The sequence below is a fragment of the Streptomyces sp. NPDC048185 genome, assembly GCF_043202495.1.
Taxonomy (GTDB): Bacteria; Actinomycetota; Actinomycetes; order Streptomycetales; family Streptomycetaceae; genus Streptomyces.
Map to the genome: position 1 here is coordinate 63,168 of NZ_JBIDAN010000016.1, position 25,135 is coordinate 88,302.

Annotated in this window: 24 protein-coding genes; 10 read left to right on the forward strand and 14 right to left on the reverse strand. The window is 74.5% G+C overall.

Features of this window, described 5'->3' with window-relative positions; genetic code table 11:
• The first annotated feature begins 66 nt into the window (after positions 1-66).
• Both ACGF3H_RS33465 and ACGF3H_RS33470 read left to right on the forward strand, forming a co-directional pair.
• A complete protein-coding gene (locus tag ACGF3H_RS33465) occupies positions 67-3,603 on the forward strand; it encodes a DNA polymerase III subunit alpha (protein WP_362494340.1) in 3,537 nt (1,178 codons plus the stop codon).
• On the forward strand, positions 3,600-4,568 hold the full coding sequence (locus ACGF3H_RS33470) for a hypothetical protein (RefSeq protein WP_362494079.1): 969 nt from the start codon (positions 3,600-3,602) through the stop codon (positions 4,566-4,568). Before ACGF3H_RS33465 ends, ACGF3H_RS33470 begins: the two co-directional genes overlap by 4 nt.
• Positions 4,569-4,661: 93 nt before the next feature.
• Here ACGF3H_RS33470 and ACGF3H_RS33475 read toward each other — a convergent pair whose 3' ends face one another.
• Positions 4,662-5,036, reverse strand: a complete 375-nt coding sequence (locus ACGF3H_RS33475; RefSeq protein ID WP_362494081.1) for a cupin domain-containing protein — start codon at positions 5,034-5,036, stop codon at positions 4,662-4,664.
• Positions 5,037-5,133: 97 nt separating this feature from the next.
• Here ACGF3H_RS33475 and ACGF3H_RS33480 point away from each other — a divergent pair, with 97 nt between their 5' ends.
• Positions 5,134-5,580 (forward strand): MarR family winged helix-turn-helix transcriptional regulator, encoded by a 447-nt coding sequence (locus ACGF3H_RS33480; protein WP_362494084.1) that lies wholly within the window; start codon positions 5,134-5,136, stop codon positions 5,578-5,580.
• A gap of 173 nt (positions 5,581-5,753) precedes the next feature.
• Positions 5,754-6,617: an alpha/beta fold hydrolase gene (locus tag ACGF3H_RS33485; protein ID WP_362494087.1), complete on the forward strand. Its 864-nt coding sequence runs from the start codon at positions 5,754-5,756 to the stop codon at positions 6,615-6,617.
• A 77-nt stretch (positions 6,618-6,694) separates the two neighbouring features.
• Here ACGF3H_RS33485 and ACGF3H_RS33490 read toward each other — a convergent pair whose 3' ends face one another.
• Complete coding sequence (locus tag ACGF3H_RS33490; protein ID WP_362494090.1) at positions 6,695-7,750, reverse strand: lytic polysaccharide monooxygenase; 1,056 nt, start codon at positions 7,748-7,750, stop codon at positions 6,695-6,697.
• A 166-nt stretch (positions 7,751-7,916) separates the two neighbouring features.
• On the opposite strand from ACGF3H_RS33490, the gene ACGF3H_RS33495 reads away from it, so the two are divergent.
• Complete coding sequence (locus ACGF3H_RS33495) at positions 7,917-8,408, forward strand: GNAT family N-acetyltransferase (RefSeq protein WP_362494092.1); 492 nt, start codon at positions 7,917-7,919, stop codon at positions 8,406-8,408.
• A 33-nt stretch (positions 8,409-8,441) separates the two neighbouring features.
• Here ACGF3H_RS33495 and ACGF3H_RS33500 read toward each other — a convergent pair whose 3' ends face one another.
• Complete coding sequence (locus ACGF3H_RS33500; protein WP_077799539.1) at positions 8,442-8,576, reverse strand: hypothetical protein; 135 nt, start codon at positions 8,574-8,576, stop codon at positions 8,442-8,444.
• A 112-nt stretch (positions 8,577-8,688) separates the two neighbouring features.
• Between ACGF3H_RS33500 and ACGF3H_RS33505 the strand changes: the two genes are divergently transcribed.
• Entirely contained in the window at positions 8,689-9,336 is a 648-nt protein-coding gene (locus ACGF3H_RS33505) for a class I SAM-dependent methyltransferase (protein ID WP_362494096.1), read from the forward strand.
• On the opposite strand, the gene ACGF3H_RS33510 is transcribed toward ACGF3H_RS33505, so the two are convergent.
• Positions 9,317-9,817: a DUF402 domain-containing protein gene (locus ACGF3H_RS33510; RefSeq protein ID WP_362494099.1), complete on the reverse strand. Its 501-nt coding sequence runs from the start codon at positions 9,815-9,817 to the stop codon at positions 9,317-9,319. The genes ACGF3H_RS33505 and ACGF3H_RS33510 overlap by 20 nt on opposite strands.
• On the reverse strand, positions 9,798-10,724 hold the full coding sequence (locus ACGF3H_RS33515; RefSeq protein WP_362494102.1) for a GNAT family N-acetyltransferase: 927 nt from the start codon (positions 10,722-10,724) through the stop codon (positions 9,798-9,800). Before ACGF3H_RS33515 ends, ACGF3H_RS33510 begins: the two co-directional genes overlap by 20 nt.
• A gap of 71 nt (positions 10,725-10,795) precedes the next feature.
• On the opposite strand from ACGF3H_RS33515, the gene ACGF3H_RS33520 reads away from it, so the two are divergent.
• Positions 10,796-11,164 carry a GntR family transcriptional regulator gene (locus ACGF3H_RS33520; protein WP_362494105.1) on the forward strand — a complete coding sequence of 123 codons (369 nt, stop codon included), beginning with the start codon at positions 10,796-10,798 and terminating at the stop codon, positions 11,162-11,164.
• Here ACGF3H_RS33520 and ACGF3H_RS33525 read toward each other — a convergent pair.
• The 5 genes from ACGF3H_RS33525 to ACGF3H_RS33545 all read right to left on the reverse strand — a co-directional run bounded on the left by ACGF3H_RS33525 (position 11,152) and on the right by ACGF3H_RS33545 (position 15,825).
• Positions 11,152-11,988: a DUF72 domain-containing protein gene (locus tag ACGF3H_RS33525; protein ID WP_362494108.1), complete on the reverse strand. Its 837-nt coding sequence runs from the start codon at positions 11,986-11,988 to the stop codon at positions 11,152-11,154. The genes ACGF3H_RS33520 and ACGF3H_RS33525 overlap by 13 nt on opposite strands.
• Positions 11,989-12,003: 15 nt before the next feature.
• Complete coding sequence (locus ACGF3H_RS33530) at positions 12,004-13,098, reverse strand: DUF5925 domain-containing protein (RefSeq protein ID WP_362494111.1); 1,095 nt, start codon at positions 13,096-13,098, stop codon at positions 12,004-12,006.
• Positions 13,099-13,182: 84 nt separating this feature from the next.
• A complete protein-coding gene (locus ACGF3H_RS33535) occupies positions 13,183-13,998 on the reverse strand; it encodes a polysaccharide deacetylase family protein (RefSeq protein ID WP_362494115.1) in 816 nt (271 codons plus the stop codon).
• Complete coding sequence (locus ACGF3H_RS33540; protein ID WP_362494119.1) at positions 13,991-15,001, reverse strand: glycosyltransferase family 2 protein; 1,011 nt, start codon at positions 14,999-15,001, stop codon at positions 13,991-13,993. Before ACGF3H_RS33540 ends, ACGF3H_RS33535 begins: the two co-directional genes overlap by 8 nt.
• Positions 14,998-15,825, reverse strand: a complete 828-nt coding sequence (locus ACGF3H_RS33545) for a glycosyltransferase family 2 protein (protein WP_362494122.1) — start codon at positions 15,823-15,825, stop codon at positions 14,998-15,000. Before ACGF3H_RS33545 ends, ACGF3H_RS33540 begins: the two co-directional genes overlap by 4 nt.
• Before the next feature lie 618 nt (positions 15,826-16,443).
• Between ACGF3H_RS33545 and ACGF3H_RS33550 the strand changes: the two genes are divergently transcribed.
• The gene (locus tag ACGF3H_RS33550; protein WP_362494125.1) at positions 16,444-17,250 is read left to right on the forward strand and encodes an SGNH/GDSL hydrolase family protein; all 807 of its coding nucleotides are present in this window, start codon (positions 16,444-16,446) and stop codon (positions 17,248-17,250) included.
• Here the strand turns inward: ACGF3H_RS33550 and ACGF3H_RS33555 are convergent.
• The 4 genes from ACGF3H_RS33555 to ACGF3H_RS33570 form a co-directional block, all read right to left on the reverse strand.
• The gene (locus tag ACGF3H_RS33555) at positions 17,220-18,872 is read right to left on the reverse strand and encodes a serine/threonine-protein kinase (protein ID WP_362494129.1); all 1,653 of its coding nucleotides are present in this window, start codon (positions 18,870-18,872) and stop codon (positions 17,220-17,222) included. The genes ACGF3H_RS33550 and ACGF3H_RS33555 overlap by 31 nt on opposite strands.
• Positions 18,873-18,938: 66 nt before the next feature.
• A complete protein-coding gene (locus tag ACGF3H_RS33560) occupies positions 18,939-20,414 on the reverse strand; it encodes a sulfite exporter TauE/SafE family protein (protein ID WP_362494343.1) in 1,476 nt (491 codons plus the stop codon).
• Positions 20,415-20,419: 5 nt separating this feature from the next.
• Entirely contained in the window at positions 20,420-21,853 is a 1,434-nt protein-coding gene (locus ACGF3H_RS33565; protein ID WP_362494132.1) for a tetratricopeptide repeat protein, read from the reverse strand.
• 112 nt (positions 21,854-21,965) lie between these two features.
• On the reverse strand, positions 21,966-23,504 hold the full coding sequence (locus tag ACGF3H_RS33570) for a DUF4331 domain-containing protein (RefSeq protein ID WP_362494135.1): 1,539 nt from the start codon (positions 23,502-23,504) through the stop codon (positions 21,966-21,968).
• A gap of 221 nt (positions 23,505-23,725) precedes the next feature.
• Between ACGF3H_RS33570 and ACGF3H_RS33575 the strand changes: the two genes are divergently transcribed.
• Positions 23,726-24,268, forward strand: coding sequence for a sigma-70 family RNA polymerase sigma factor (locus ACGF3H_RS33575; protein WP_362494345.1), 543 nt, complete (start codon positions 23,726-23,728; stop codon positions 24,266-24,268).
• Complete coding sequence (locus ACGF3H_RS33580) at positions 24,265-25,080, forward strand: anti-sigma factor (protein ID WP_362494137.1); 816 nt, start codon at positions 24,265-24,267, stop codon at positions 25,078-25,080. Before ACGF3H_RS33575 ends, ACGF3H_RS33580 begins: the two co-directional genes overlap by 4 nt.
• The last annotated feature ends 55 nt before the right edge of the window (positions 25,081-25,135 follow it).

The following is a 25,135-nucleotide window of genomic DNA, read 5'->3' on the forward strand; positions in this document are numbered from 1 at the left end:
GTGGGGGTGAGGTAGTTGGGAACAGACGTTCGATAAGGCGTCGGGTCCATGAGATCGGAGGTGCGTGTGCCGGGTTTCACGCATCTGCACACCGTCTCCGGGTTCTCCCTGCGCTACGGCGCCTCCCACCCGGAGCGGCTGGCCGAGCGTGCCGTCGAGCGGGGCATGGACGCCCTCGCCCTCACCGACCGCGACACCCTCGCGGGCACCGTCCGCTTCGCCAAGGCCTGCGCGAAGGCGGGCGTCCGCCCCCTGTTCGGCGCGGAGCTGGCGGTCGCGGCTCCCGAGCCCGAAGCCGACCGCACGGACACCTCCGTACGCCGGGACCGGCGCCGCACCCCCGTGCGCGGGGGCGCCTTCGTCGACGAGTCGGCCCCCCGGGTCACCTTCCTCGCCCGGGACGGCGCCCGCGGCTGGGCCGACCTGTGCCGCCTGGTCTCCGCCGCCCACACGGCCGAGGGCACCCCGCTGCTGTCCTGGCCCGACAACCACGCCGACGGCCTGACCGTCCTGCTCGGCCCCGGCTCCGACGTCGGCCGCGCCCTCGCCGCCGGGCGTCCCGACCGCGCCGCGAAGCTCCTCGCCCCCTGGCGGGAGGTCCACGGCGACGCCCTGCGCCTGGAGGCCGTCTGGCACGGCCGCACGGGGACCGGCCCCGGCTCGCTGCGCCTGGCCGCCCGCACCGTCGGCTTCGCCGCCGAGCAGGGCATCCGGCCGGTGCTCACCAACGCCGTCCGCTACGCCGACCCCGGCCAGGGCCCCGTCGCCGACGTCCTGGACGCCGCCCGCCGCCTGGTCCCCATCGACGCCACCAGGGAACTGGACTCCGGCGAGGCCTGGCTCAAGGACGCCGGTGCCATGCGGCAGGCCGCCGAGCGGATCGTCGAGGCCGCGGGCTTCCGGCGCGAGGCCGCCCACCGCCTGCTGGAGCAGACCCGGGCCACGGCCGCCGAGTGCCTGGTCGACCCCGAGGAGGACCTCGGCATGGGCGCCGTCCACTTCCCCGAACCGCACCTCGTCGGCGCCGGCCGCCGCACCGCCCAGCGCGCGCTCGCCTCCCGGGCGGCGGCCGGCATGGTGCTGCGCGGACACGCCGGCCGCCGGGAGTACTGGGAGCGGATGCACCGCGAGCTGGACATCATCGCCCACCACGGCTTCGCCTCCTACTTCCTCACCGTCGCCCAGGTCGTCGACGACGTACGGGACATGGGCATCCGGGTCGCCGCGCGCGGCTCCGGCGCGGGCTCGCTCGTCAACCACCTCCTCGGCATCGCCCACGCCGACCCGGTCGAGCACGGGCTGCTGATGGAGCGGTTCCTGTCCAAGGAGCGGGTCGTGCTGCCCGACATCGACATCGACGTGGAGTCCGCGCGCCGCCTGGAGGTCTACCGCGCGATCATCGGCCGGTTCGGCACCGAGCGGGTCGCCACGGTCGCCATGCCGGAGACGTACCGGGTGCGCCACGCCATCCGCGACGTCGGCGCCGCCCTGTCCATGGACCCGGCCGAGATCGACCGCGTCGCCAAGTCCTTCCCGCACATCCGCGCCCGCGACGCCCGCGCGGCGCTGGAGGAGCTGCCCGAGCTGAGGGAGCTGGCGGGGGAGTCCCGGCGGGACGGAGGAGGGCGCTACGGCAGGCTCTGGGAACTGGTCGAGGGCCTCGACGCCCTCCCGCGCGGCATCGCCATGCACCCCTGCGGAGTGCTGCTGTCGGACGCCTCCCTGCTCTCCCGCACGCCGGTCATGCCGACCAGCGGCGAGGGCTTCCCCATGGCCCAGTTCGACAAGGACGACGTGGAGGACCTCGGGCTGCTCAAGCTGGACGTGCTCGGCGTCAGGATGCAGTCGGCGATGGCGCACGCGGTCGCCGAGGTGAAGCGGGCCACGGGCACCGAGGTCGACCTGGACGCCGTACCGGAGGGCGACCCGGCGACGTACCGGCTGATCCGCTCCGCCGAGACGCTCGGCTGCTTCCAGATCGAGTCGCCGGGGCAGCGGGACCTGGTCGGCAGGCTCCAGCCGTCCACCTTCCACGACCTCGTCGTCGACATCTCGCTCTTCCGGCCCGGTCCGGTCGCCGCCGACATGGTGCGGCCGTTCATCGAGGCCCGGCACGGGCGGGCACCGGTGCGCTATCCGCACGAGGACCTGGCGGAGCCGCTGGAGGGCACCTACGGGGTCGTCGTCTTCCACGAGCAGATCATCGACATCGTGGCGATCATGACCGGCTGCGGACGCGGCGAGGCGGACCGGGTGCGGCGCGGTCTGTCCGACCCGGAGTCGCAGGGACGGATCAAGGTGTGGTTCGCCCAGCACGCGACGGCGAACGGCTACGACGCGGAAACGATCCAGCGGACCTGGGAGATCGTCGAGGCCTTCGGCAGCTACGGCTTCTGCAAGGCGCACGCGGTCGCCTTCGCCGTGCCGACGTACCAGTCGGCGTGGCTGAAGGCCCACCACCCGGCCGCCTTCTACGCCGGCCTGCTCACCCACGACCCCGGCATGTACCCCAAGCGGCTGCTGCTGGCGGACGCGCGGCGGCGCGGGGTGCCGATCCTGCCGCTGGACGTGAACAAGTCCGGGGCCGCACACAGGATCGAACTGGTGTCTGAATCAAGGAGGCCGGGGAAGTGGGGGCTCCGCCTCGCCCTCTCCGACGTGCACGGCATCAGCGAGGCCGAGGCGGAGCGGATCGCCGAGGGGCAGCCCTACGCCTCCCTGCTCGACTTCTGGGAACGGGCCCGCCCCAGCAGGCCGCTTGCCGGGCGGCTCGCCCAGGTCGGCGCGCTGGACGCGTTCGGCGCCAACCGCCGCGACCTGCAACTGCACCTGACCGAACTGCACCGCGGCGCCCGCGGCGGACGCGGCGACCAGCTCCCGCTGTCCGGCGGACGGAAGACCGCGTCGGCCGGGCTGCCCGACCTCACCTCGGCGGAGAAGCTCAGCGCCGAACTCGGCGTGCTCTCCATGGACGCCTCGCGCAACCTGATGGACGACCACCGCACCTTCCTGCGCGAGCTGGGCGTCAGGTCGGCCAAGCGGCTGCGTGAGGCCCGGCACGGGGAGACGGTGCTGGTCGCGGGCGCCAAGGCGGCCACCCAGACCCCGCCGATCCGCTCCGGACGCCGGGTCATCTTCTCCACCCTGGACGACGGTACCGGCCTGGTCGACCTCGCCTTCTTCGACGACTCCCACGACACCTGCGCGCACACCGTCTTCCACTCCTGGCTGCTGCTGGTGCGCGGGGTGGTGCAGCGGCGCGGTCCGCGCAGCCTCAGCGTGGTGGGCTCAGCCGCCTGGAACCTCGCCGACCTGCTGGAAGTGCGCCGGGAGGAAGGGCTGGAGGGCGTGGCGGCCCGGCTGGCCGGAGCGGGCGGAAGCCGGGACGACGACCCCGAGGGCGCCCCCGCGCGCCGCCGCCTCGCCGGTTCGGACGGGCGGCCCGCGCCGGCCGGCTCCGCGGCCCAGGACCCGATGGAGCAGCGGAAGATCCGCATGTCCACGGGGTACGAGATGCACCCCTGGGCCGATCTGCGCCCCGCGGGCGAAGGGCCCGCGGTGGGAAGGAAGTTGTGGCACCAGAGTCCGGGGAGTGCGGGATGACGATTCTCTGCGTACGTTTCCAGCTGCCGCCGATGTACGAGGCGGCTCTGCCTCAGCTGCTGGGGCTGTTGGAGGAGTTCACGCCGGTCGTCGAGGCGCTGCCGCCGGACGGCGCGCTGGCCGACCTGCGCGGCGCCGAGCGGTACTTCGGGCGCTCCGCCGTGGAACTCGCCTCGGTGATCAGGGTCCGCGCCCTCGCCCTGTACGGCGTCGACTGCGCGATCGGCGCCGGACCCGGCCCCATGACGGCCCGCATGGCCCTGCGCGACGCCCGGCCGGGGCTGACCCGCGCGGTGCCCGGCGGCGAGGAGCGGGACTTCCTCGCCGGCAAGCCCGTCGCCGCGCTGCCCGGCGTCGGCACCGCGACCGCCCGCACCCTGTGCGAGTACGGCCTCGACACCCTCGGCCGGGTCGCCGCCGCGCCCCTGTCCACGCTCCAGCGCCTGGTCGGCGCGAGGGCCGGCCGCGAGCTGCACGAGAAGGCGCAGGGCGTCGACCGCGGCCGGGTCGTCCCCAACGGGATCTCGCGCTCCCTGGCCGCCGAACGCCCCTTCACCCGCGACGAACTGGACCCCGGCCGGCACCGCCGCGCCCTGCTCTCGGCCGCCGAGGAACTGGGCGCCCGGCTGCGCGCCGTGGACAAGGTGTGCCGCACCCTCACCCTGACCGTGCGCTACGCCGACCGCTCGGCCACCACCCGCAGCCGCACCCTGAAGGAGCCGACCGCGCACTCGGCGGCCCTGACCCGGGCCGCGTACGGCATGTACGAGGCGCTCGGCCTCCAGCGCGCCCGGGTCCGCTCGGTCGCCCTGCGCGCCGAGGGCCTCACCCCCGCCGAGCAGGCCTCCCACCAGCTCACCTTCGACCCCGTGGACGAGAAGGTCCGCCGGATCGAGGAGGTCGCGGACCGCGCACGGGCGAAGTTCGGCCCCCGGGCGGTGATGCCGGGGTCCCTGGCGGCGTGATTTCCCCGTACGGGCCTAGGGTGTCGTTCGAATCAGGCCGGCTCCGGACCACGGTGCCGTGCCGCGACCCCGGCAAGATCCAAACGACGCCCCCTAGTTGGCCCACGGGGGCGTGAGGCGGGTGCCGTCCGCGAGCTCGGCCTCCAGGCCGGCGGAGGTGGTGACCCAGGACGTCGCGGTCCGGTCGGTGGGATTCTCCACGGCGAGGGTCGCCCCCGCGTTGATGATCACCGTGTCGCCCGCGGTGACGCGCTCGGTGCGGCCGTCGAGGGTGACCAGCAGCTCGCCGGTGAGCAGGTGGAAGATCTCCTCCCGGTTGACGGTGTGCGCGGGAGCCTTCATCCCCGCGGGGATCTCGCCCCGCCAGGCGCACAGCTCCTCGCTGCCGCTGCGGGGGGTGGCGTACGAGACGAAGCGGGCGCCGTGGATCTCGTGGGTGACACCTTCGGAGGCGCGGACGACGGGCATGACGGACTCCCCGGGGTAGTGGTCAAGAAGCTTGACTATCTCTCGTCCTCATGGTCAAGCTGCTTGACCATTTCGTCAAGGGTGTTTCAATGCCCCCGTGCAGAACTCCGAAGCCATGGCCCTGTCCGTCGCCCTGCTCGCCGCCGCCGGCGGACTCACGCAGCGCATCCACGAGGGTGTCGTCGCCCGCGGCTTCGAAGGGCTGCGGCCCGCCCACGGCTTCGCCTTCGCCCGGCTCGCCCCGGACGGCGCGACGGCCACCGACCTCGCCGCGCACCTCGGGGTGACCAAGCAGGCCGCGAGCCAGCTCGTCGACGAGCTGGTCCGCAAGGGGTACGCCGAGCGCCGGCCGCACCCCGCCGACGCGCGGGCCCGGCTGGTCGTGCTGACCGAGCGGGGGTGGGCGTGCACGCGGGCGGCCGAGGAGGCGGCGGCCGAGGCCGTGCACGCGTGGACCGACGTGATCGGGGAGGGCGGGGTCCTCACGCTGCACGGCCTGCTGGCCCGCGTCGCCCCCGACGGGCCCGTGCGGCCCAGCTGGTGACCCTTTATCACCCGTGGCCCGGCCGCCGCCGGTTGTCCCGGGGATTTTTTACTGACGCGTAACTTCACACGTGCGCTACTCACCCGTAACTTGACGGGTGAACAGCATCCCGTGATCCGGATCACAGGGCGTCATTCCGTCGCACCTCCCTCGGTCCGCAAGGAGATCACCCGATGCTGCCCTGGAAGCGAGTGCTCAGACCCCTGGCCGCGCTGCTGCTGACCGCCGCGGCCGCCCTGGTCCCCGCCACCACCGCCCACGCCGCCGACGCGCGCCCCAGCACCGGCTGGAACGACTACACCTGCAAGCCGTCCGCCGCCCACCCCCGCCCCGTCGTCCTGGTCCACGGCACCTTCGGGAACTCCGTCGACAACTGGCTGGGCCTCGCGCCCTACCTGACGAACCGCGGCTACTGCGTCTTCTCCCTCGACTACGGGCAACTGCCCGGCGTCCCGCTCTTCCACGGCCTGGGGCCGGTCGAGAAGTCGGCCGAGCAGCTCTCCGCCCACGTCGACAAGGTGCTCGCCGCGACCGGCGCGGCGAAGGCCGACATCGTCGGCCACTCGCAGGGCGGCATGATGCCCCGCTACTACCTCAAGTTCCTCGGCGGAGCCGGCAAGGTGAACGCCCTCGTCGGCATCGCGCCCAGCAACCACGGCACCACCCTGTCCGGCCTCACACACCTGCTGCCGTACTTCCCGGGGGCCGAGGACCTGCTGAACGAGCACACCCCCGCCCTCGCCGACCAGATCGCCGGCTCCGACGTCCTCACCGAGCTCAACGAGGGCGGCGACACCGTCCCCGGCGTCCGCTACACCGTCCTCGCCACGCGGTACGACGAGGTGGTCACGCCGTACCGCGGCCAGTACCTGAGCGGGCCCGGCGTGCGCAACGTCCTGCTCCAGGACCTGTGTCCGCTCGACCTGTCCGAGCACCTGGCGATCGGGCTGTTCGACCGGATCGCCTTCCACGAGGTGGCCAACGCGCTCGACCCGGCGCACGCCGCCCCCACCACCTGCGCCTCGGTCTTCGGCTGACCCCGGCACCGGCACACCACGCGGGGCTCGCCCGGCCTGAGCCGCCGGACGAGCCCCGCGTCCCCCTGTGGTCCGGGTCAGCGGCCGTGCCGGCCGCCGCCCAGCGCCCGCCGGCGCACCGACGCGAACAGCACCGCCGCGCCGAGCGCCAGGGCGGCGGCACCCCCGACGGCGAGGTAGGAGGTGCTGCCGTCGCCGCCGGTCTCGGCGAGGTTCCCGGTACCGGCGCCGGCGGCCCTGACCTCGTTGGGCTCACCGGCCGCGGCGCTCCCGGGGGTCTCCCGCGGAGCCGCCGGAGCCGTCGGCGCGGTCGGGGCCGCGGCCGGGGCGGTCGGGTCCGTCGTCGTCGCGGCGTCCTGGTCGCCGTGCCCGTGGTGCTCGACCGTCGACTTGCCGGCCGCCGCCGCGAGCTGCTCCTCGGAGGGTGCGGAGGCCGACGGCGCCGGGGCGGCGCCGCCCCCCGCGTCACCGTCCGCACCGCCGGCACCGCCTCCACCGCCTCCGCCGAAGGACACGTCCGAGCAGGAGTAGAACGCCTCGGGGCTGTCCGAGCGCTGCCAGACCGCGTACAGCAGGTGCTTCCCGGTGCGCTCGGGGAGCGTGCCGGAGAAGGTGTAGTAGCCGCCCGAGGCCACCGGGTCGGTGACCGTCGCCACCGGGGCGGACAGATCCAGATCACCCCAGCCGAGCGGCTTCGCGGGGTCGTACCCGGGCTTGGTGATGTAGACCTTGAACGTGCCCTTGTGCGGGGCGGTCACACGGTACTTGAAGGTGTACGAGCCGCTGTTCACGCCGGTCGCGGGCCAGTCGGCGCGGGCCAGGTCGAGGCCCTTGAACTCCTCGCTGTTCGCGCTGCACAGCCTGCCGTCCGGGATCAGCTCCTGGTGCCGCCCGCCGGCGTCGCCGATGCGGATGCCGTTCCAGTCGTAGAGCGCCTGGGTGCCGCCCGCCGCGACCGCGGCCTCGCACGCGGCCGACTTCGGGCTCTCGGGGCCCTCGGCGTAGCACTGCGACACCCGGCTGACCGGGTCGCCCATCGAGCCGTGGGCCGACGCGGGCGCGGCGGCCAGCGCGGTCAGGGCGAGCGGGGCGAGGCCGGCGGCGACGGCGGCGGCCCTGCGGGATGCGGGCATGGGGAACTCCTCGACGGTCACTGGGACTTGGGCCGGAACCCGTGGGGTGATCAGCAAGCTAGCCCCTGGAAACCGTGAAATCCCCTGCTGGGAGCGCGTCCCGGAGATCCTTATGGTCGCGTTAAGGGAGTGCTCAGACTGCGCTCAGGTACGTACCGTTCGCCGTATGAGCGACAAGGAGACCGGGTCGGCCGAGACCGGGCCGGCGGAGATCAGGCCAGCGACCGAGGCGGACGTGCCCGCGGTGGCGGCCGTCACTGACGCGGCGTACCGCCCGTACATCGAGCGCATCGGGGTGGTGCCGAAGCCGATGGAGGCGGACCACGCGGCGGACGTGGCCGCGGGGAAGGTGTTCGTCACGGAAGAGGCCCCGGGCGGTCCCGTCGTGGGCCTCGTGGTGCTGGAGGCGTTCGAGGACCATCTGTTCCTCGACAGCATCGCCGTCCACCCCGACGCGCACGGCACGGGCGTGGGGCGGCGGCTGCTGCGGTTCGTGGACGCCCGCGCGCGTGCGCTGGGCCTGCCCGAGATCAGGCTCTACACGAACGCGTTGATGTGGGAGAACCAGCAGATCTACCCGAAGTACGGGTACGAGGTCGTGGAGCGCCGGGTGGACGGGCCCTACGACCGCGTCCACTACCGCAAGCGGCTGCCCTGACGCGTCCGAGGCGTCTCATGGCCGGGCGCCCGGTCAGTTGTCCGGCCACCACGTGCGTGCGATGTCCTTGCGGACCTCCGGACGCCCCGCGGGGCGTTCGTCGGCCTCCTCGCGGACTCGGCGGGCGTCGGTCTTCTTCAGGGGCTTCTGCACGGTCAGACGGCGCATGGCTGCCTCCTCACGGATCCACCGGGTTCCGCGTTGTCACGGAGGTAGACCCTTTCCCCGAGAGTTCCTCATCGATGCATCGCTGTCAGTGGCGGATGTCACTCTTGAGCACATGACGAGCGACAGTGACACGACGACTCCAGCGGGTATCGACTGGGACTCGAGGGCCGCCGCCTTCGACGAGGAGCCCGACCACGGGCTGCGCGACCCAGGCGTGCGCCGGACCTGGGCCGCCCGGCTGCGTTCCTGGCTGCCCGGCCGGCCCGCGGACGTCCTCGACCTGGGCTGCGGCACCGGCAGCCTGTCGCTCCTGGCGGCCGAGCAGGGACACCGGGTGACCGGCGTCGACCGCTCCCCGGCCATGGTGGAGCTGGCCCGGACCAAACTCGCCGGTCGTGACGCGGCGTTCCTGGTCGGTGACGCCGGGGCACCGCCGGTGGGGGAGCGGAGCTTCGACGCCGTCCTCGTCCGGCACGTGCTGTGGACGCTGCCCGACCCCGGCCGCGTCCTGGCGCACTGGCGTGAGCTGCTGCGGCCGGGAGGGCGGCTGGTCCTCGTCGAGGGCGTGTGGGGGAGCGTCAGCCCGGTCGGCATACCCGCCGGCCGGCTCACCGGGCTCCTCGCCCCGCTCGGCGGGCAGGTCCGGGTGGAACGGCTGTCGGACGACCCGTCGTTGTGGGGCAAGGAGGTCGACGACGAGCGGTACGCGGTGGTCGCGCTGCCCGGACCCTCCCCGGTGCCTACGCCAGCAGGCCCCTGAAGCCCTCCCCGCGGGCCAGCCGCTCCAGCGCGTCCAGCGCGGCCACGGCGGCAGCGGCGGCCTCCGGATCCCGCTCCGCCAGGCCGCTCGCGGCGAACTCGTCCTCGTCCAGCCGCCGTACGTCCGTGCCGTCCGCGGAGCGCCACAGGTCCAGGTCGAGGTCCTCGACGACCAGTTCCGACCCCGTCAGCACGGCGGGGCGGGTGATGTCGCAGTACCAGCCCTTCACCGCGCCCGTGGCGGCACGGACCTCCTTCACGGAGTACCAGCGGTCGCGCCAGTAGTACTCGGTGAAGACGTCACCCGCCTCGAAGCGCACGAAGCCGAAGTCGCGGACACCGTCGCCGGCCCAGGGGGCGCGGACCACGACCCGCGTGCCGTCGTCGTGCAGCAGCTCGCTCGGGTAACGGATCTTCGTCCGGCCCGCCTTGACCAGGACGACCTCCACCTGGGCCGGTGAGTCAGCCGAGTTCGCGGACATACCGCACCTCCGTCGCGCAGACCTCGTACCCGAGCCCCTTGTTGAGGGCGAGCATCGGGCCGTTGCCGGTGTCGTTGCCCGTGAAGGCCTCCGTGCACCCCGCCGCGCGGGCGCGGCGCAGGGAGTCGGTCTTGACGAGCGTGGCCAGGCCCCTGCCGCGGTGGGCGGCGGCCGTGCCGGTCATGGCGGAGTGATAGCGGGTGCCGCAGGTGTGGGCGAGGCTGAAGGCGGCGGGGCGGCCGTCGACGAGCGCCACCGTGGTCAGCTCCCGGTCCAGCAGAGGGTGCTGCCAGGTGTCGGCGAGCCAGGCGCGGTAGTCCGTGAACGCGTGGTCCACGTCGCTCGGTTCGTCCGCGGCCGTCTCCGCGTCCAGCTCGAACAGCGGGCGCGGGTCGTCCGCGAAGTCGGCCGCGGTGCGCAGTTCGACACCGGGAGGAGGGGACGACGGCGGCGGAAGCGCGCCACCGGCCAGGTCCAGCCGCAGGAAGTGGGCCGAGCGCCGCCGTTCGTAGCCGTACCGCTCGGCGAAGGCCAGGTTGGCGGGCTCGTCCAGCACCCAGGCGAACAGCTTCGTCGCCCCCTCGCCGGCCAGGTACTCCTCGGCGGTGCGCGTCAGCAGCCCCCCGGCGCCGTGCCGGGCCCTGTCCGGGTGGACGTAGATGTTGAGGAAAGCCTGCCCGGGTTCCGGGCTGTCGTGGACCAGCCCGACCTGGGCCGTGCCGATGATCTCGCCGCCCTCCTCCGCGACCAGGGAGCGGAACCGCGCCCCGGGGTGGGACCGGGTGAGGGCGTGGACGATCGAGTCCGGGGTGAACAGGATGTACGGCAGGGCCGCGTGCCGGACCCGGGCGAAGCCCTCCAGGTCGGCCCGCACCCCGGGGCGCAGATCGCGCACGATGACGGTCATGGGGCCGCACGCTACGCGGGGCCGTGGGCGCGATGCCTCCGAATTTCCGGCGCGTGCGGGACAATCGCCGGATGACCTTGAACATCCACATCGGCGACGGCGCCCCGCCCTACGAGCAGGTGCGCGCGCAGATCTCCGAACAGGCGCGGTCGGGCGCGCTGCCGGTCGGGTACCGGCTGCCGACGGTGCGGGGACTCGCCGAGTCCCTGGGGCTCGCCGCCAACACGGTCGCCAAGGCGTACCGGGCCCTGGAGGCGGACGGGGTGATCGAGACGCGGGGGCGCAACGGAACGTTCGTCGCCGCGGCGGGCTCCGCGGCGGAGCGGGAACTGGCGTCGGCGGCGCGGGTCTATGCCGAGCGGGCTCGGCGGCTCGGGCTCGCGGAGCCGGATGCGCTGGCGGCCGTGCGGGATGCCTTGCGGGCGGCTTATGGGGACTGAGCGCCGTTGTGCCGGACGTCCGATGCCGACTGCGGGTCCGGTGTGGCTGGTCGCGCAGTTTCCCGCGCCCCTGACGGCGTGCGGGTGACCGTCAGGTTCGTGGTGCGGGCCAGTCGGGCGAACAGGGCCGCGTCCCGGACCGCCGCTCCTTTCTGGTCGTTGTTGAAGAAGGTGTACACCTCCGCCGTGTCCGGCCAGGTCGTCGCGATGCGGTCGAGCCACGTCGCCAGCGACCGGCGGCCGTAGTGCGGCCAGGCGGCGGCCCGGCCCTGGTGGAAGCGGACGTAACCCCAGTCGGTCGTGCGCCACAGCGGGGTGACCGGGCGGGCCAGGACGTCCGCCCAGCACAGCGCCGCACCCCGCGACTCCAGCACCCCGCGCACCTCGGGCGTCCACCAGGAGGCGTGCCGGGGTTCCACCGCGACCCGGGTGCCGGGCGGGAAGCAGGCCAGGCAGGCGTCCAGCAGCCCGGCGTCGCCGCGCAGCGTCGGCGGCAGTTGCAGCAGCACCGGGCCCAAGCGGTCGCCCAGCCCGGCCGCGTGGGTCATCAGGCGCCCGACCGGCTCCTCGGGGTCCCGCAGGCGCTTGACGTGGGTGAGATAACGGCTCGCCTTGACCGCGACCACGAAGTCCGCCGGCACCCGCTCGCGCCAGCCCTCGAAGGTCTCCCGCGCGGGCAGCCGGTAGAACGCGTTGTTGATCTCCACGGTCGCGAACGCGGCCGTGTACCGCTCCAGCCACAGCCGCACGGGCAGGCCGGGCGGGTACAGGACGTCCCGCCAGTCCCGGTACTGCCAGCCCGACGTGCCGACGAACAGGGTCATACCCCCATCAAAGCGCTACAGGTACAGCCCCGCCTCCGCGCCGTCCCGCGGCTCCGGCAGCGTGGTCGGCGAGGTGCCCCGGCGCAGCGCGAACAGCTCCGCCAGCGTCGCGCCCTCCCGGCCGACGCCCTCCTCGGTGCCGAGCCAGTCCACCGCCTCCCGGCGGGTGAGCGGGCCCACCTCGATGCGGGCCAGGCAGCGGCCGGGGCGGACGACGGCGGGGTGCAGCCGCTCCAGGTCCTCGTTGGTCGTCACCCCGACCAGGACGTTGCGGCCCTGGCCCAGCAGCCCGTCCGTGAGGTTCAGCAGCCGCGAGAGGGCCTGGCCCGCGGTGTGCTTGGCCTCGCCGCGGATCAGCTCGTCGCAGTCCTCCAGCAGCAGCAGCCGCCAGCGGTCCCTGCCCGCCGCGTCCTCCTCGCCGATGGCGATGTCCATCAGATAGCCGACGTCGGAGAAGAGGCGCTCGGGGTCCAGCACGCAGTCCACCTGGCACCAGTCCCGCCAGGACCGGGCGAGCGTCCGCAGCGCCGACGTCTTGCCGGTGCCCGGCGGCCCGTGCAGGAGCAGCAGCCGGCCCGCGATGTCCTCCGGGGTCGTCTTCATCAGGCCGTCCATCGCCTGTGCGACCGGAGCGGTGTAGTTGGCCCGGACCTCGTCCCAGGTGCCGGCCGAGATCTGCCGGGTGGTGCGGTGCGGGCCGCGCCGCGGGGAGACGTACCAGAAGCCCATGGTGACGTTCTCCGGCTGCGGCTCCGGCTCGTCCGTGGCGCCGTCCGTCGCGTCGCCGAGGACCTTCTCTGCCAGGTCGGCGCTGGTCGCCGTCACCGTGACGTCGGCTCCCCGGCTCCAGCGCGAGACGAGCAGCGTCCAGCCGTCGCCCTCCGCCAGGGTCGCGCTGCGGTCGTCGTCGCGGGCGACGCGCAGCACGCGCGCGCCGGGCGGCAGCAGTGTTGCCCCGGACCGCACGCGGTCGATGTTCGCGGCGTGCGCGAACGGCTGCTCGCCGGTGGCGAAGCGGCCGAGGAACAGCGCGTCGACCACGTCGGAGGGGGAGTCGCTGTCGTCGACGTTGAGCCGGATCGGCAGCGCGTCGTGCGGGTTCACGGACATGCCGCCATGATCGGGCACGCGGACGCCGCGTGCACCCGTTTTCCCGGGCACACGCGGCATACGCGGCATCCGGCGGCCGGTGGTTCAGGCACCGGCCCCCGGCAGGCGCGCCCGGGCCCGGCGCGTCCGGCGGAGCACGGCGTACCCCTTGGTGAGCGCGCGGTCGCGGGCGAACGTGCGGGCGATCGCGCGCCCCTCGACCAGCCGGGCGAACTCCTCGGGCCCCGTGCCGCGGCGCACGGTGACCCGCCGCAGGGCGTACGGCCCCTGCCGCCGGCGGGCCAGGCCGTTGCCCACGGCGAGCGCCTGGGCGTACCCCGTCTCGCGCACCGCCCGCCGCACCCGGCGGTCCGAGTAGCCGTACGGGTAGGCGAACGAGGCCGGAGCGGTGCCCAGTTGGTCGGTGAGGATCTCCCGGCAGTGGATCAGCTCGTACCGCAGCCGGTCCTCGCCGAGCTGGTCGAGCTGCGGATGGCTGTGACTGTGCCCGCCGATCTCCACGCCCGCGGCGGCCAGTTCGCGCACCTGGTCCCAGTCGAGCATGGTGTCCAAGGCGCCGCCGGTGTCGTACGGGCCGCGCAGCCAGCCGGTCGAGACGAACAGCGTCGCCGGGAACCCGTGCTCGGCGAGCACGGGCAGCGCGTGCCGGTGCACCCCCTCGTAGCCGTCGTCGAAGGTGACGAGGACCGGCCGCTTCGGCAACGGGCGGCCGGAGCGCCAGGCGGCGGCCAGCTCCGCGGTGCCGACCGGGGTGAGCCCGCGCTCGGCGATGGCCGCCATCTGCCCGGCGAAGGCCTCCGGGGTCACGGACAGGGCGCGCGTCGCCCTGTCCGGGTCGGTCGCGACCGCGTGGTACATGAGGATCGGCACCCGCGCGTCGGCCCCGGCCACCTCAGCCATGCGCGCCCCCCTCGGCCGGTCCGACGGGAGCCACCGAGAAGGTGGTCCCGCCGCGCCGCGCCCGTACGCTGCCCACCACGTAGCCGCCCGCCGCCGTGAGGACCCCGGCCACGATCGCCCCCGCCCGGCGCGCGCCGCCCGGCCGGGCCAGCGCGGCGTCGCGCAGGCCGCGCACCACCCCGGCCGGCAGGACCCGGGTGGCGTACCGGCGTTCCGACTCCAGGCCCTTGCCCGCCCCGACGCTCCGGGCCACCAGCGCCTTGGACAGGCCCTCGGCGTAGGTACGGGTGCGGAAGTAGCCGAAGTGCTCGCGCGCCCCGGGCACCCGGTGGTGGATCACCGCCCGGTCGTCGATCAGCAGCACCGCGTCGGGCCGGGCGCGGGAGAGCCGGATGCACAGCTCCGTCTCCTCGCAGCCCAGCGGGCGCTTGTCGCCGTCGCGTCCGATGCCGGTGGCGAAGCCGCCCGCCGCGTCGAACGCCTCGCGCCGGAAGGAGGCGTTGCCGCCGAGCACGTTGCGCACCCGGACCCGGCCGGGCGGCAGGCCGCGGTACGTGCAGCCCACCACCCAGTCGAACTCCTCCGGGAACCAGTCCGGCCGGCGCCCCGACGCCCAGACGGGCTCCGTGCGCCCGCCCACGGCCATGACCGCCGGATCGGCGTACCCGGCGGCGAAGTGCCGCAGCCAGTCGCGCTCGGCCACGGCGTCGTCGTCGAGGAAGGCGACGACCTCGCCGCGCGAGGCCGCGATGCCGGTGTTGCGGCCGGCCGACAGCCCGCGGGGGCCCGCGTTCGCGAGCACCCGCACGTCACCGGCCTCCTTGTACTCCTTCAGCAGCCGGTCCCGGAGCCCCTCGTTGTGGTCGACGACCAGCAGGGTCTCCAGGGCCGGGCGGGACTGCGCCCGCACCGAGGAGACCGCCGCGAGGATGTCCTCCCAGCGCTCCTCGGTGTAGACGCAGACCACCACCGAGATCGTGGGGGGAGTGCCGGCAGCGCTCAAGACACCTTCCCCCGCGCCGAGCCGACCGACACGAGCGTCGGCGAGTGCGTACGACTGCGCAGGGCACGCCGGTTGGAGCGCTCGTCGAGGATCACTCTGAGCACCCGCAGCCCGTCCCGCACGGCGCGCAGGTTGCTCACGCCGTGGATGCGCAGGTACTCGTGGCTGGGTATCTCCTGCACCTTCAGACCGGCCTTGACGACCCGGATGTTCATCAGGGTCTCGACCTCGAAACCGGTGCAATCGAGGTCGATCTTGTCCAGGCAGTGCCGCCAGAACGCGTTGTAGCCGTAGCAGAGGTCGGTGTAGCGGGCGCCGAACTTCCGGTTGACGACCGCGCACAGGGCGCGGTTGCCGAGCTTGCGGATGAAGGTCATGTCGTCGGTGCCGCCGCCGTTGGCGAAGCGGGACCCCTTGGCGAAGTCGGCGCCCGAGACGAGGGCGGAGACGTACGACACGATCTCCTGGCCGTCGGCCGAGCCGTCGGCGTCGACCATCACGATGATGTCCCCGGTGCACGCCTCGAAGCCGGTGATCAGCGCGTCGCCCTTGCCCTTGCCGCGCTGCTCGACGACCTTGACGTCCGGCCACAGCGCCCGGGCGACCTCGACGGTGTCGTCCGTGGAGTTGCCGTCCACGAGGACGACCTCGTGGATCCAGTCGGGCAGCGTCTTGAAGACGTAGGGAAGGTTCTCCGCCTCGTTCATCGCGGGGATGACCACGCTCACCGGCGGAGCGATGGCCAGGTGCGAGGAGACGGGCCGGTACTTGCCGTCGGGTGACGGACCGTTGTCCGTGACCGCCGGCTGCAGAACTGAGCTCATGAGTCTGGTCCCTCTCGTCCGGCGGACCGCCCGCCCCAGGGGCGGTCCGGCTCTGAATCCGGTTCGAAAGGGGGGTTCTCACCCACGGCGCGACGGCATGGACCCCCGTGCGTGCCAGGTGAGCTGGCAAAGCCTGTCGACGCCGACAAGAAAAACGGCAGCCGACCGCGCGGCACGGCCCGGCCACCGATGTGGTCACCGAGCACGGCACCCCCCTACCGCGCCCCGCCCCGGTCCGCCGCGGCCTCGAGCCCTCCCCTGAGCCGCTTGCCGACGTACCGATGCGGGAGATGTATGACGGTATTGACGATTGAACCTCTATGGCAAGACCTGAAACGAGGTCTCACGTTTTTGTTGTTTTGCCGTCATCCGTTCTTCTTGAGAGGCCTTCTCCCGCGGGTGTGGGTCCCCGGACCGTTCCGCTTTGCCCCCTGAAGCCCAAGATGCCGGGCCTCAATGTGGCCCAGTCCGCCGGAGAGCGCAAGACGGCACTGGTGTTCCCACCGGCTTTCGTCCGATTTTGAATCATCGTCAGCCATTTCTTGGCATGGACACTTCCTGTCAACACGCGTAGCTGCTACCACGGTTGAAGCAGAGATCCTGCTAAAGGGAGGTTCCATGAGACGTTCCCGACTTGTCGGCTTCCTGACTTCAGTCCTCCTGGCCGCCGGCGCCGCCCTCACCGGGGCCGCGACGGCCCAGGCGTCCCCGGCCGCGGTCACCGGCGGCTACGTGGCCCTCGGCGACTCCTACTCCTCCGGCGTCGGCTCGGGCAGCTACATCGGCTCCAGCGGCGACTGCAAGCGCAGCACCAAGGCCTACCCGTACCTCTGGGCGGCCGCCCACTCACCCTCGTCGTTCGACTTCACCGCCTGCTCCGGCGCCCGTACGGGTGATGTTCTCGCCGGACAGCTCGGCCCGCTCGGCTCCTCCACGGGCCTCGTGTCGATCAGCATCGGCGGCAACGACGCCGGTTTCGCCGACGTCATGACGACCTGTGTGCTCCAGTCCGAGAGCTCCTGCCTGGCGCGGATCAACACCGCGCGGGCGTACGTCGGCCAGACCCTGCCCGGCAACCTCGACAGCGTCTACTCGGCGATCCGCACCAAGGCCCCGAACGCCCGTGTCGTCGTCATCGGCTACCCGCGCTTCTACAAGCTCGGCACCTCCTGCATCGGCCTGTCCGAGACCAAGCGGAAGGCGATCAACGACGCGTCCGATCTGCTCAACACCACCATCGCCAAGCGCGCCGCCGACCACGGCTTCACCTTCGGCGACGTGCGTTCCCCCTTCACCGGGCACGAGATCTGCTCCGGCAGTGCCTGGCTGCACAGCGTGAACTGGCTCAACATCGGTGAGTCGTACCACCCGACCGCGGCCGGCCAGTCGGGCGGCTACCTGCCGGTCCTCAACAGCGCCGCCTGACCCGAAGCGGAAGGAGAAGCGGAAGAGCTGGAGGAGGGGGAGGCCCCGCCCGTCGGGGTCTCCCCCTCCGTCGCGCAGGTCACCGAGAACGTCACCGCGTCCGACGTCGCCTCCACCGGCTCCCGTACCTCCACGCGGACGGCGCTCTCCGACGCGCCGCCGTCGTCGTTCGTCGTCACGACGACGGTGTCCTGCCGCGAACGGCCACCGCCCGCCGGGAACGACAGCGTCCTCCAGCCCGGGTCGGAGACCTTCCCGTCCTCCGTCACCCACCGGTAGCCGACCCGCGCCGGCAGCCGCCCCACCGTGAACGTCGCCGTGAAGACGGGCGCCCGGTCGTGCGGCGGGGGACAGCTCCCCGAGTAGTGGGTGCGCGAGCCCGTCAGGGACACCTTCACCGACTGCGGCGGGGGGCTGCTCCCGGGGCCGCGGCTCTCGGAACCGGCCGACGGACTCGGCTCCTCGCTCTCCTCGGTACGGCTCGGTGCCGCCGAACTCGCCTCCGGCGGACGGCTCCCGCCCGAGCCCGCCGTGCCGCCACCGCCGTCCGAGCGGTCCAGCAGCGCGTACGTCAGCCCGGCCAGCGCCAGCGCGAGCACGGCCAGCCCCACGACCAGCACGGTCCGCGCGCGGCCCTCCCGATCCCCGGGGGCGGCGGGCCCGGGCCCCGCCGGCGTCGCGGGCACGGGCAGCGGCGGCGTCGGCGACAGCGGTCCGGGGCGGGCGGCGTCCGCCGGGGCGTACGCGGCGGCCGGCGCCGTGTCCGCGAGCGGCGGGCCTTCCCCGGCGGGCGTGCCGCCGGCCGCGACGATCCGCAGGTCCCGCTCGGCCCGCCCGGCCGGCAGCCGCTCCGCCGGGTCCTTGCGCAGCAGGCCCTCGACGACGGGCGCGAGCGCACCGGCCCGGTGCGGCGGCGGCAGCTCCTCGTCGACGACCGCCCGCAGGGTGCTCAGCGGAGTGTCCTGACGGAACGGCGAGGAGCCCTCGACGGCCGCGTACAGCAGGACACCCAGCGACCACAGGTCGGACTCCGGGCCGGGCGTGCGGCCCAGTGCCCGTTCCGGCGCGAGGTACTCGGGGGAGCCGACGACCTCGCCGGTCATGGTCAGCGCGGAGCTGCCCTCGAGCCTGGCGATCCCGAAGTCGGTGAGCACCACCCGGCCGTCGTTGGCCAGCAGCACGTTGGCCGGTTTCACGTCCCGGTGCAGCACGCCCGCCGCGTGCGCGGCCCGCAGTGCGGCCAGCACCTCGGCGCCGATGCGGGCGGCCCGCCGCGGCTCCAGCCGGCCCTCCCCGTCCAGCAGGTCGGCCAGGGACAGGCCGCGCACCAGCTCCATCACGATCCAGGGCCGGCCGTCGTCGGAGGCCACGTCGTACACCGTGACGACGTTGCGGTGGGCGACGCGGGCGGCGGACCGGGCCTCCCGCTCCAGCCGGGCGTACATCCGCCGCACCTCGGCGTCCGGGAGCCCGGCGGGCGCGCGGACCTCCTTGACGGCGACCTCGCGGTGCAGCACCTCGTCGCGGGCCCGCCACACCGTGCCCATGCCGCCCTCGCCGAGAGGGGACAGGAGACGGTAGCGGCCGGCGACCACACGCTCACTGCCGGGGTCTTCGAACACCGGCGCCCCCTATGACGTCGCGCGCGGATCGCCCGCACTGATCCCGGAGATTCTTCCCAAAGTAGCTCAGCCCAGTGCGGATGCCGCCCCCCTGAACACCAATCCGGCACCGACGGCCACGACGGCGCAGGCCGACGCGAGGGGCACGGCCCGGCGCACCAGCGCGGCCCGCCGGCCCGCCGTCCAGCGGGGGCGCCGGGTCAGCACGTGGCGCACACCGTCGCCGAGCCGGACCACCGCGACTCCGGCCGCGGTGAGGGTCAGGGCGAGCCCGGCGCCGTACGCGACGACCAGCAGCAGCCCGAACCAGGCGTGCCCGAGCGCCGCCGCACCGACGAGCACCACCACGGCGGACGGACTGGGCACGAGCCCGCCGGCGAAGCCGAGGAGGACGGTGCCGCGCAGGGTGGGGTGATGGTGCTCCCTGTGGCTGTGGTTGTGGCTGTGGGAGTGGGGATGCGGGTGGGAGTGGGAGTGGTGGGTGCCGGAGGGGGAGTGGGGGCGGGTCCGGTCGCGCAGGGCCCGGCGCAGGAGGTTCGCGCCCGCCAGGGTCACCAGGACGCCGCCCGCCACGCCCAGCCAGGCGACGACCGAGGGCCCGGCCGCCGACCCCGCGGTGACGAGGAGGCCGAGGGCGACCACGCCGAGGGTGTGCGTGACCGTCACCGAGGCGGCCAGCGGCAGGACGTCCGCCAGCCGGGCCCCGCCGCCCCGGGCGGCCGCCGCCGCGGCCATCAGGGTCTTGCCGTGGCCCGGCGCGAGCGCGTGCAGGGCGCCGAGGGCCAGCGCGAGGGCGAGGGCCAGACCGGCGAAGCCGAGGGTGAGGTCGCGGCGGGCGGCGAGCGAGCCGAGGGCGCGCGTCCAGCGGTCGGCGCCCCGTGGCAGGACGGAGGCGGCCGGAGCGTCCTGCCGTGCCCGGTCCAGGGCGGGTCCGCCGGGCCGGACCCGCAGAGAGGCGGTCGCGGTGTCCGCCGGGGAGGAGAGCAGCTCGTCGGGGTAGCGCGTCAGTTCCTGCGAGACCGACGCCCCGGGCACGTCCGTCGCGGTGAGCGTCGTTCCGTCGCCGCGCGCGGTGATCTCCCGCCAGCCGGGTCCGGAGGAGGAACCGGCGGCGCGGAAGGTCACGCCGACCGAGGCCGACGCGGGAAGCGGCGCCGTGAGCCGGCACTCGACGCGCAGGGTGTCGAGCCCGGCCTGGCCCGGCCGCACGCGCGCGTGGCTGTGCCGCGCGGTGAGGGCGACGGCGCGGCCGGCGACGGTGAGTCGGCTGTCCCGTGCCGCCGCCTCGCAGCGCCGGCGGGCCCACTCGGCCGTACCGAGCCGCTCGCGGTCCGGCGCGGCCTGGGTCGCCGGAATCTCGGCGAGGTCCTCGACGTGGTCGACGCGCAGCTCGCCCGGGGCGGCGACCAGGCCGTCGTAGCGGTTGACCGTGAAGTTGCCGAGCGGATGCGCGGCCGCGGGGTGGACGGGCACCAGGGTCAGCGCGGCTGCGGCCAGCAGGACGGCCGCGCCGCGTGCCGGGAGCCGGCGCGGTGGAGGCACGCGGCTCACCGGTCCGCCTCCCGGCCGTCGAGGAGTGCACGCGCCTCGCGGGCACCGAGCGGCGAGAAGCCGGGGTTGAGGTCCAGGGCCGCCCGCAGATACCGGCGCGCTTCCCGGTCGTGCCCCACGGCGGACTCGATCACGCCGAGGTGGTGGAGGAAGGAGGCGTCGCGGTAGCCGGGGGCGGCGGCCCGGCGGGCGTACGGCAGGGCCTCGGCGTCACGGCCGTTCACGTGCAGCGCCCACGCCAGCGCGTCCGCCGTGTGCACGGTGCGGCGGCGGTCCCACTCGGCGCGGGCCGCGCGCAGCGCCGCCGCCCGGTCACCGTGGTCGGCCGCGGCGAGGGCGGTGTCCAGGTCCGCGTCGACACCGCGCGCGCGGGCGAGTGCCGTCCAGGCACCGACGAGGGAGTACTGCGCGCGGGCCCGGGCCGTGTCCCCCCGGGCCTCGTACAGCTCGCCGAGCGCGACGAGCGGACCGGGCAGCGGGGCGCGGGCCACGACGGCCTCCAAATCCTCGACGGCACCGTCCGCGTCACCGCTCGCGGCCCGGGCGCGGGCGCGGCCCTCCAGGGCGGGCAGGTAGGTGTCGTCGGCGGCGAGGGCCCGGGCGAAGTGGCGCAGGGCCGCCGGATACTCGCCCTGGCTCCAGGCGAGCCGGCCCAGCTGGGTGGCGACGTAGGCGACGTCCCCGGGCGAGGAGGCCACGGCGAGGGCCTGACCCAGCACCCGGCGTGCGGTGCGCACGTCGCCGCGCAGCTCCCGCACGTACGCGTACCGGGTGAAGACGGGGACGCCCGGCCGCCGTGCGTCGGCGGTGTCGGCGGCCCGGGCCGCGTCGTCGTAGCGGCCGAGCTCGACGAGGGCGTCGACGCGGGAGCACAGGGCGCGTTCGCTGTAGGGGTTCGCCTTCAGCGCACGGTCGGCGTACGTCAGCGCGTCGGCGAACCGGTGCCGGGCGGCGGCGAGGGCGGCACGGCCGGCGAGGGCCCGGTCGTTGCCGGGACGCAGCTCCAGCGAGCGTTCCAGGGCCCGCTCGGCCCGTGGGTAGCGTGAGGGGTCGCCGTCGGTGCGGGCCTGTTCGACGTGGGCCAGCCCGAGAGCCGCCCAGGCGACGGCGTCCCGGGGCCGGTCCCGCAGGCGGCGCTGCAGCGCGCCGATGTCCGCCGCGGGTTCCGCGCCGGCCGGCACCGCGAGCGCCGCCCTCCCGCGGGCACCGGCCGGCGGTGCGCCCCGCCCCTCCCGCGCGCCCCCGACCGCGGCGGCCCCCGCGGTCAGCGCCACGGCCAGCAGCGCGGCACACCCGGCGAGCCGCAGCGACCGCACCGCGGCACGCCGACGGTCGGGTACGGCCGTGTCGCGGGCGGCAGTTCCGGGATCCCGGGCTCCGGTGCCGGCCGGATCCGTCTCCAGAGAGCTGTTCTTGCTGTGCGGGGACATGCCTCTCCTAGGGCGAACAGGCGAACAGGCGAACAGGTGCGACGGGACGGGAGGCGGCGCGGCCCGCCGCGGGGAGGGCGGGGAGCGGGCCGCGCCGGTCCGAGGGGGCCGGTCACCAGGCGCGGCCCCGGGAGCGGCGCCACCACACCAGGGCGCCGCCGGCCAGCAGGACGCCCACCGCGCCCGCGCCCGCCGAGGCGGTGATCAGCGTCGTGTCGGAACCGGCGGGCCGCAGCGCGTCGCCCGGCCGGCTGCGCACGTCGTTGCCCTCTCCCGACCCGCCCGCCAGCGGGCCGCGCGAGCCCTCCGTCGGGTGCGCGAGGTACGGGAAGGCGTGCCCGAACTCCTTGTCGTTGGCGTCCACCGCGTCGCCCAGGTCGTTCTTCGCACCGACCAGCTCGCCCTCGACGACCTGGAGCGCGGCGTCGACCACGTCGTCGGTGAGCCGGCGCCCGTTGGGGAAGCCCGCGGTGTCGCCGTCCAGGACGCCGAGCCGCTTCGGTTCGGCGGCCGGGGCGACCGAGGTGTTCAGGCGCAGCTGTTCCGACGGCGTCACGTGGGGCGGCTGGTTGAGGTCCGGCACGCCCTTGAGGAACACGTCGACGAGGTCGTCGCGCGGCTCGGCGGGCGCCTTGATCCGGTAGATCGCCTCGACGAGCTTCGGCAGCTCGGGTCCGGTGACGTTCGGCAGGAACCGCGCGTCGTCGGCCGGCGCGGACGCGTTGAACGGGTCCTTGTCCGCCAGCGGGTTGACCACCTCGTTCACCAACGGGTTGCCCAGGCGCGACACCTGCGTGAAGTGCCCGTGCGCGTTCTTGCGTCGGGTCGTCGACCAGATACCGACGACCGGCTGCCCCGCCGACTCCACGATCATGTCGGTGGGGACCTGGAGGGCGATCGAGTTGACGTTGTACCCCTTGAGGGTGTCGTTCCCGACCTCGGACAGGTCCCCGCCGTACAGCAGGTCGAAGACGCGCAGGTCCAGGAAGAACGGGTCGTCGGCCTGCCCGGCGAACGTCTGCCCGCCGCCGGCCAGCGGGTGGACCGCCTGGTCGCGCAGCGCGCCGTAGTCCGGCATCGACGCCCGGCCGACGTCGGACGGGGCCGCCGGAACGTCGTCGGCCACGGTGGTGCGGGACATCTCCTTGCCGCCGTGCAGCCTGATCAGGTCGACGTCGTAGGTCTGCGTGATGTTGAGGTCCGGGTCGTCGAGGCTGGTGACGGGGCCCGTGTTGTAGAGGAACGACCGGTCGTTTTTTGTGTGCGTGGTGAACGTGTACCGGAACACCAGATCGCCCTGCGCGTCACCGTCGTTGTCGATGTGCAGGTCGTACTGGGCGTCCTCGGCGAACGTGAAGAAGTTCGGCCCGCCCGCCGGCTCCTCGAACGGGATCCAGTTCGCGACGAGCGTCGTGGTGTCCGGCCGGTCCGGGCTCACGAAGGCGTAGAGGTCCGTGTTGTCGTACTGCGGGGTCCCCGACACCAGCGGCGCCTCCCGGTGGCTGGAGGCGGACGCCGCCCCCGGTCCCAGCGCGGTCGCCCCGGCGGCCGCGAGCCCTCCGGCGGCCAGCGCGCCGCAGATCAGCGCGGCGACGCCCCCGCGCCCGGTGCGTCCGCGCCCCGTACCACCGCTTCTGGAGATAGGTGTCATGCCGTCCGTCCTCGGTGCCGACTTCCCTGACGCACCGGCATTCGGAGCGGTCCCGCACCCGGATTGGTCCCGCCCCCGGATTCCGTGCCGGAATCGATCGAGCGCCCGCGGACCCGCGTTTTCCGCCCGGCGATCCGTAACTCCTCCGGAAGGGCGCGGCCGTCGCGTGCTTCCCAGGTGACATGGACGGGCCGGGCGCGGCTCGCGGAGAGGGGGAGCGCGTGGAGGCGGACGCGCTGCTGACGCTCGTGGCGGACGGCGACCAGAAGGCTTTCGAAGAGCTCTACGGACTGGTGTCCGGCCCCGTGTTCGGACTCGTCCGGCGCGTGGTGCGTGATCCCGCCCAGTCGGAGGAGGTGGCCCAGGAGGTGCTGCTCGAACTCTGGCGGTCCGCCGCGCGGTACGACCCGCGCCGGGGCAGTGCCCTGTCCTGGGTCCTCACCCTCGCCCACCGCCGCGCCGTCGACCGGGTGCGCAGCGCCCGCGCGGCCGGCGAACGCGAGCAGCGCGAGGCCCGGCGGGCCCACCTCCCGGCCTTCGACCAGGTCCTGGAGGAGGTCGAGGCCGGTCTGGAACGCGAGTGGGTGCGCCGCTGCCTGGACCGGCTGACCGCCCTCCAGCGCCAGTCGGTCACCCTCGCCTACTACGACGGCTACACCTACCGGGAAGTGGCCGAGCGGCTCTCCGTCCCCCTGGGCACGGTGAAGACACGGATGAGAGACGGACTCACCCGCCTGCGCGACTGCCTGGGAGGTGCCGCATGAGCCTCTTCGGGCCGGGCTTCGCGCGGCGCGGCGACCTCCACTCGCTCGCCGCGCCGTACGCGCTCGACGCCCTGGAGGGCGCCGAGCGGATCCGCTTCGAGAAGCACCTCGGGACCTGCGACCGCTGCGCGGGCGAGGTACGGGACCTGGCGGAGGACGCCGTGCGTCTGGCCTGGTCCGCGGCCGCCCCCGCGCCCGCCGCCCTGCGCGACCGCGTCCTGGCCGCCGTGCGCGCCACCCCGCAGGACCCCCCGCCCCGGCGCGGGCCCGCGCGCCGGTCGCCGCCGCGCGTCCGGGGCGCCCATCCGTCCCCGGGACGCACCCGCGCCGCCCGTCCGCGCCCCCTCCTGGTTCCGTTCGCCACGGTGACCGCCGCCGCGGCCCTCGTGGTCGCCGCGCTCTTCGCCGTGCAGGCCGGCCGGACCCAGGACGAGCTGGACGCCGCGCGCGACCGGGCGCGTGAGATCGCCCACGTCCTGTCCGCTCCGGACGCCCGCACCACGAGCGGCGTGGACGGCCGGGGCCGCGGTGTCGCGGTGGTCGCCTCCGCCTCCGAGGGGCGCGCGGTCGTCACCCTGCGCGGATACGGCGAGCCGCCCGGCGGCCGCGTGCACCAGCTGTGGCTCATGCGCCCCGGCGCCGCCCCGCGCTCCCTGGGGCTCTTCGACGGCGACACGCCCCTGCTCGCGTCGGACCTGGACCGGTCCGCGACGTCACTGGCCGTGACCGTCGAGCCCGGCGGGGGCTCGGACCGGCCGACGAGCAGGCCCGTTGTCCAACTCGCCCTGGAATCTGTTGGATTCGGAGAGTAATCGTCAACACCCTTACGGGGAAGGTGAATCCTGTGACCGCGATACACGGCTGCCT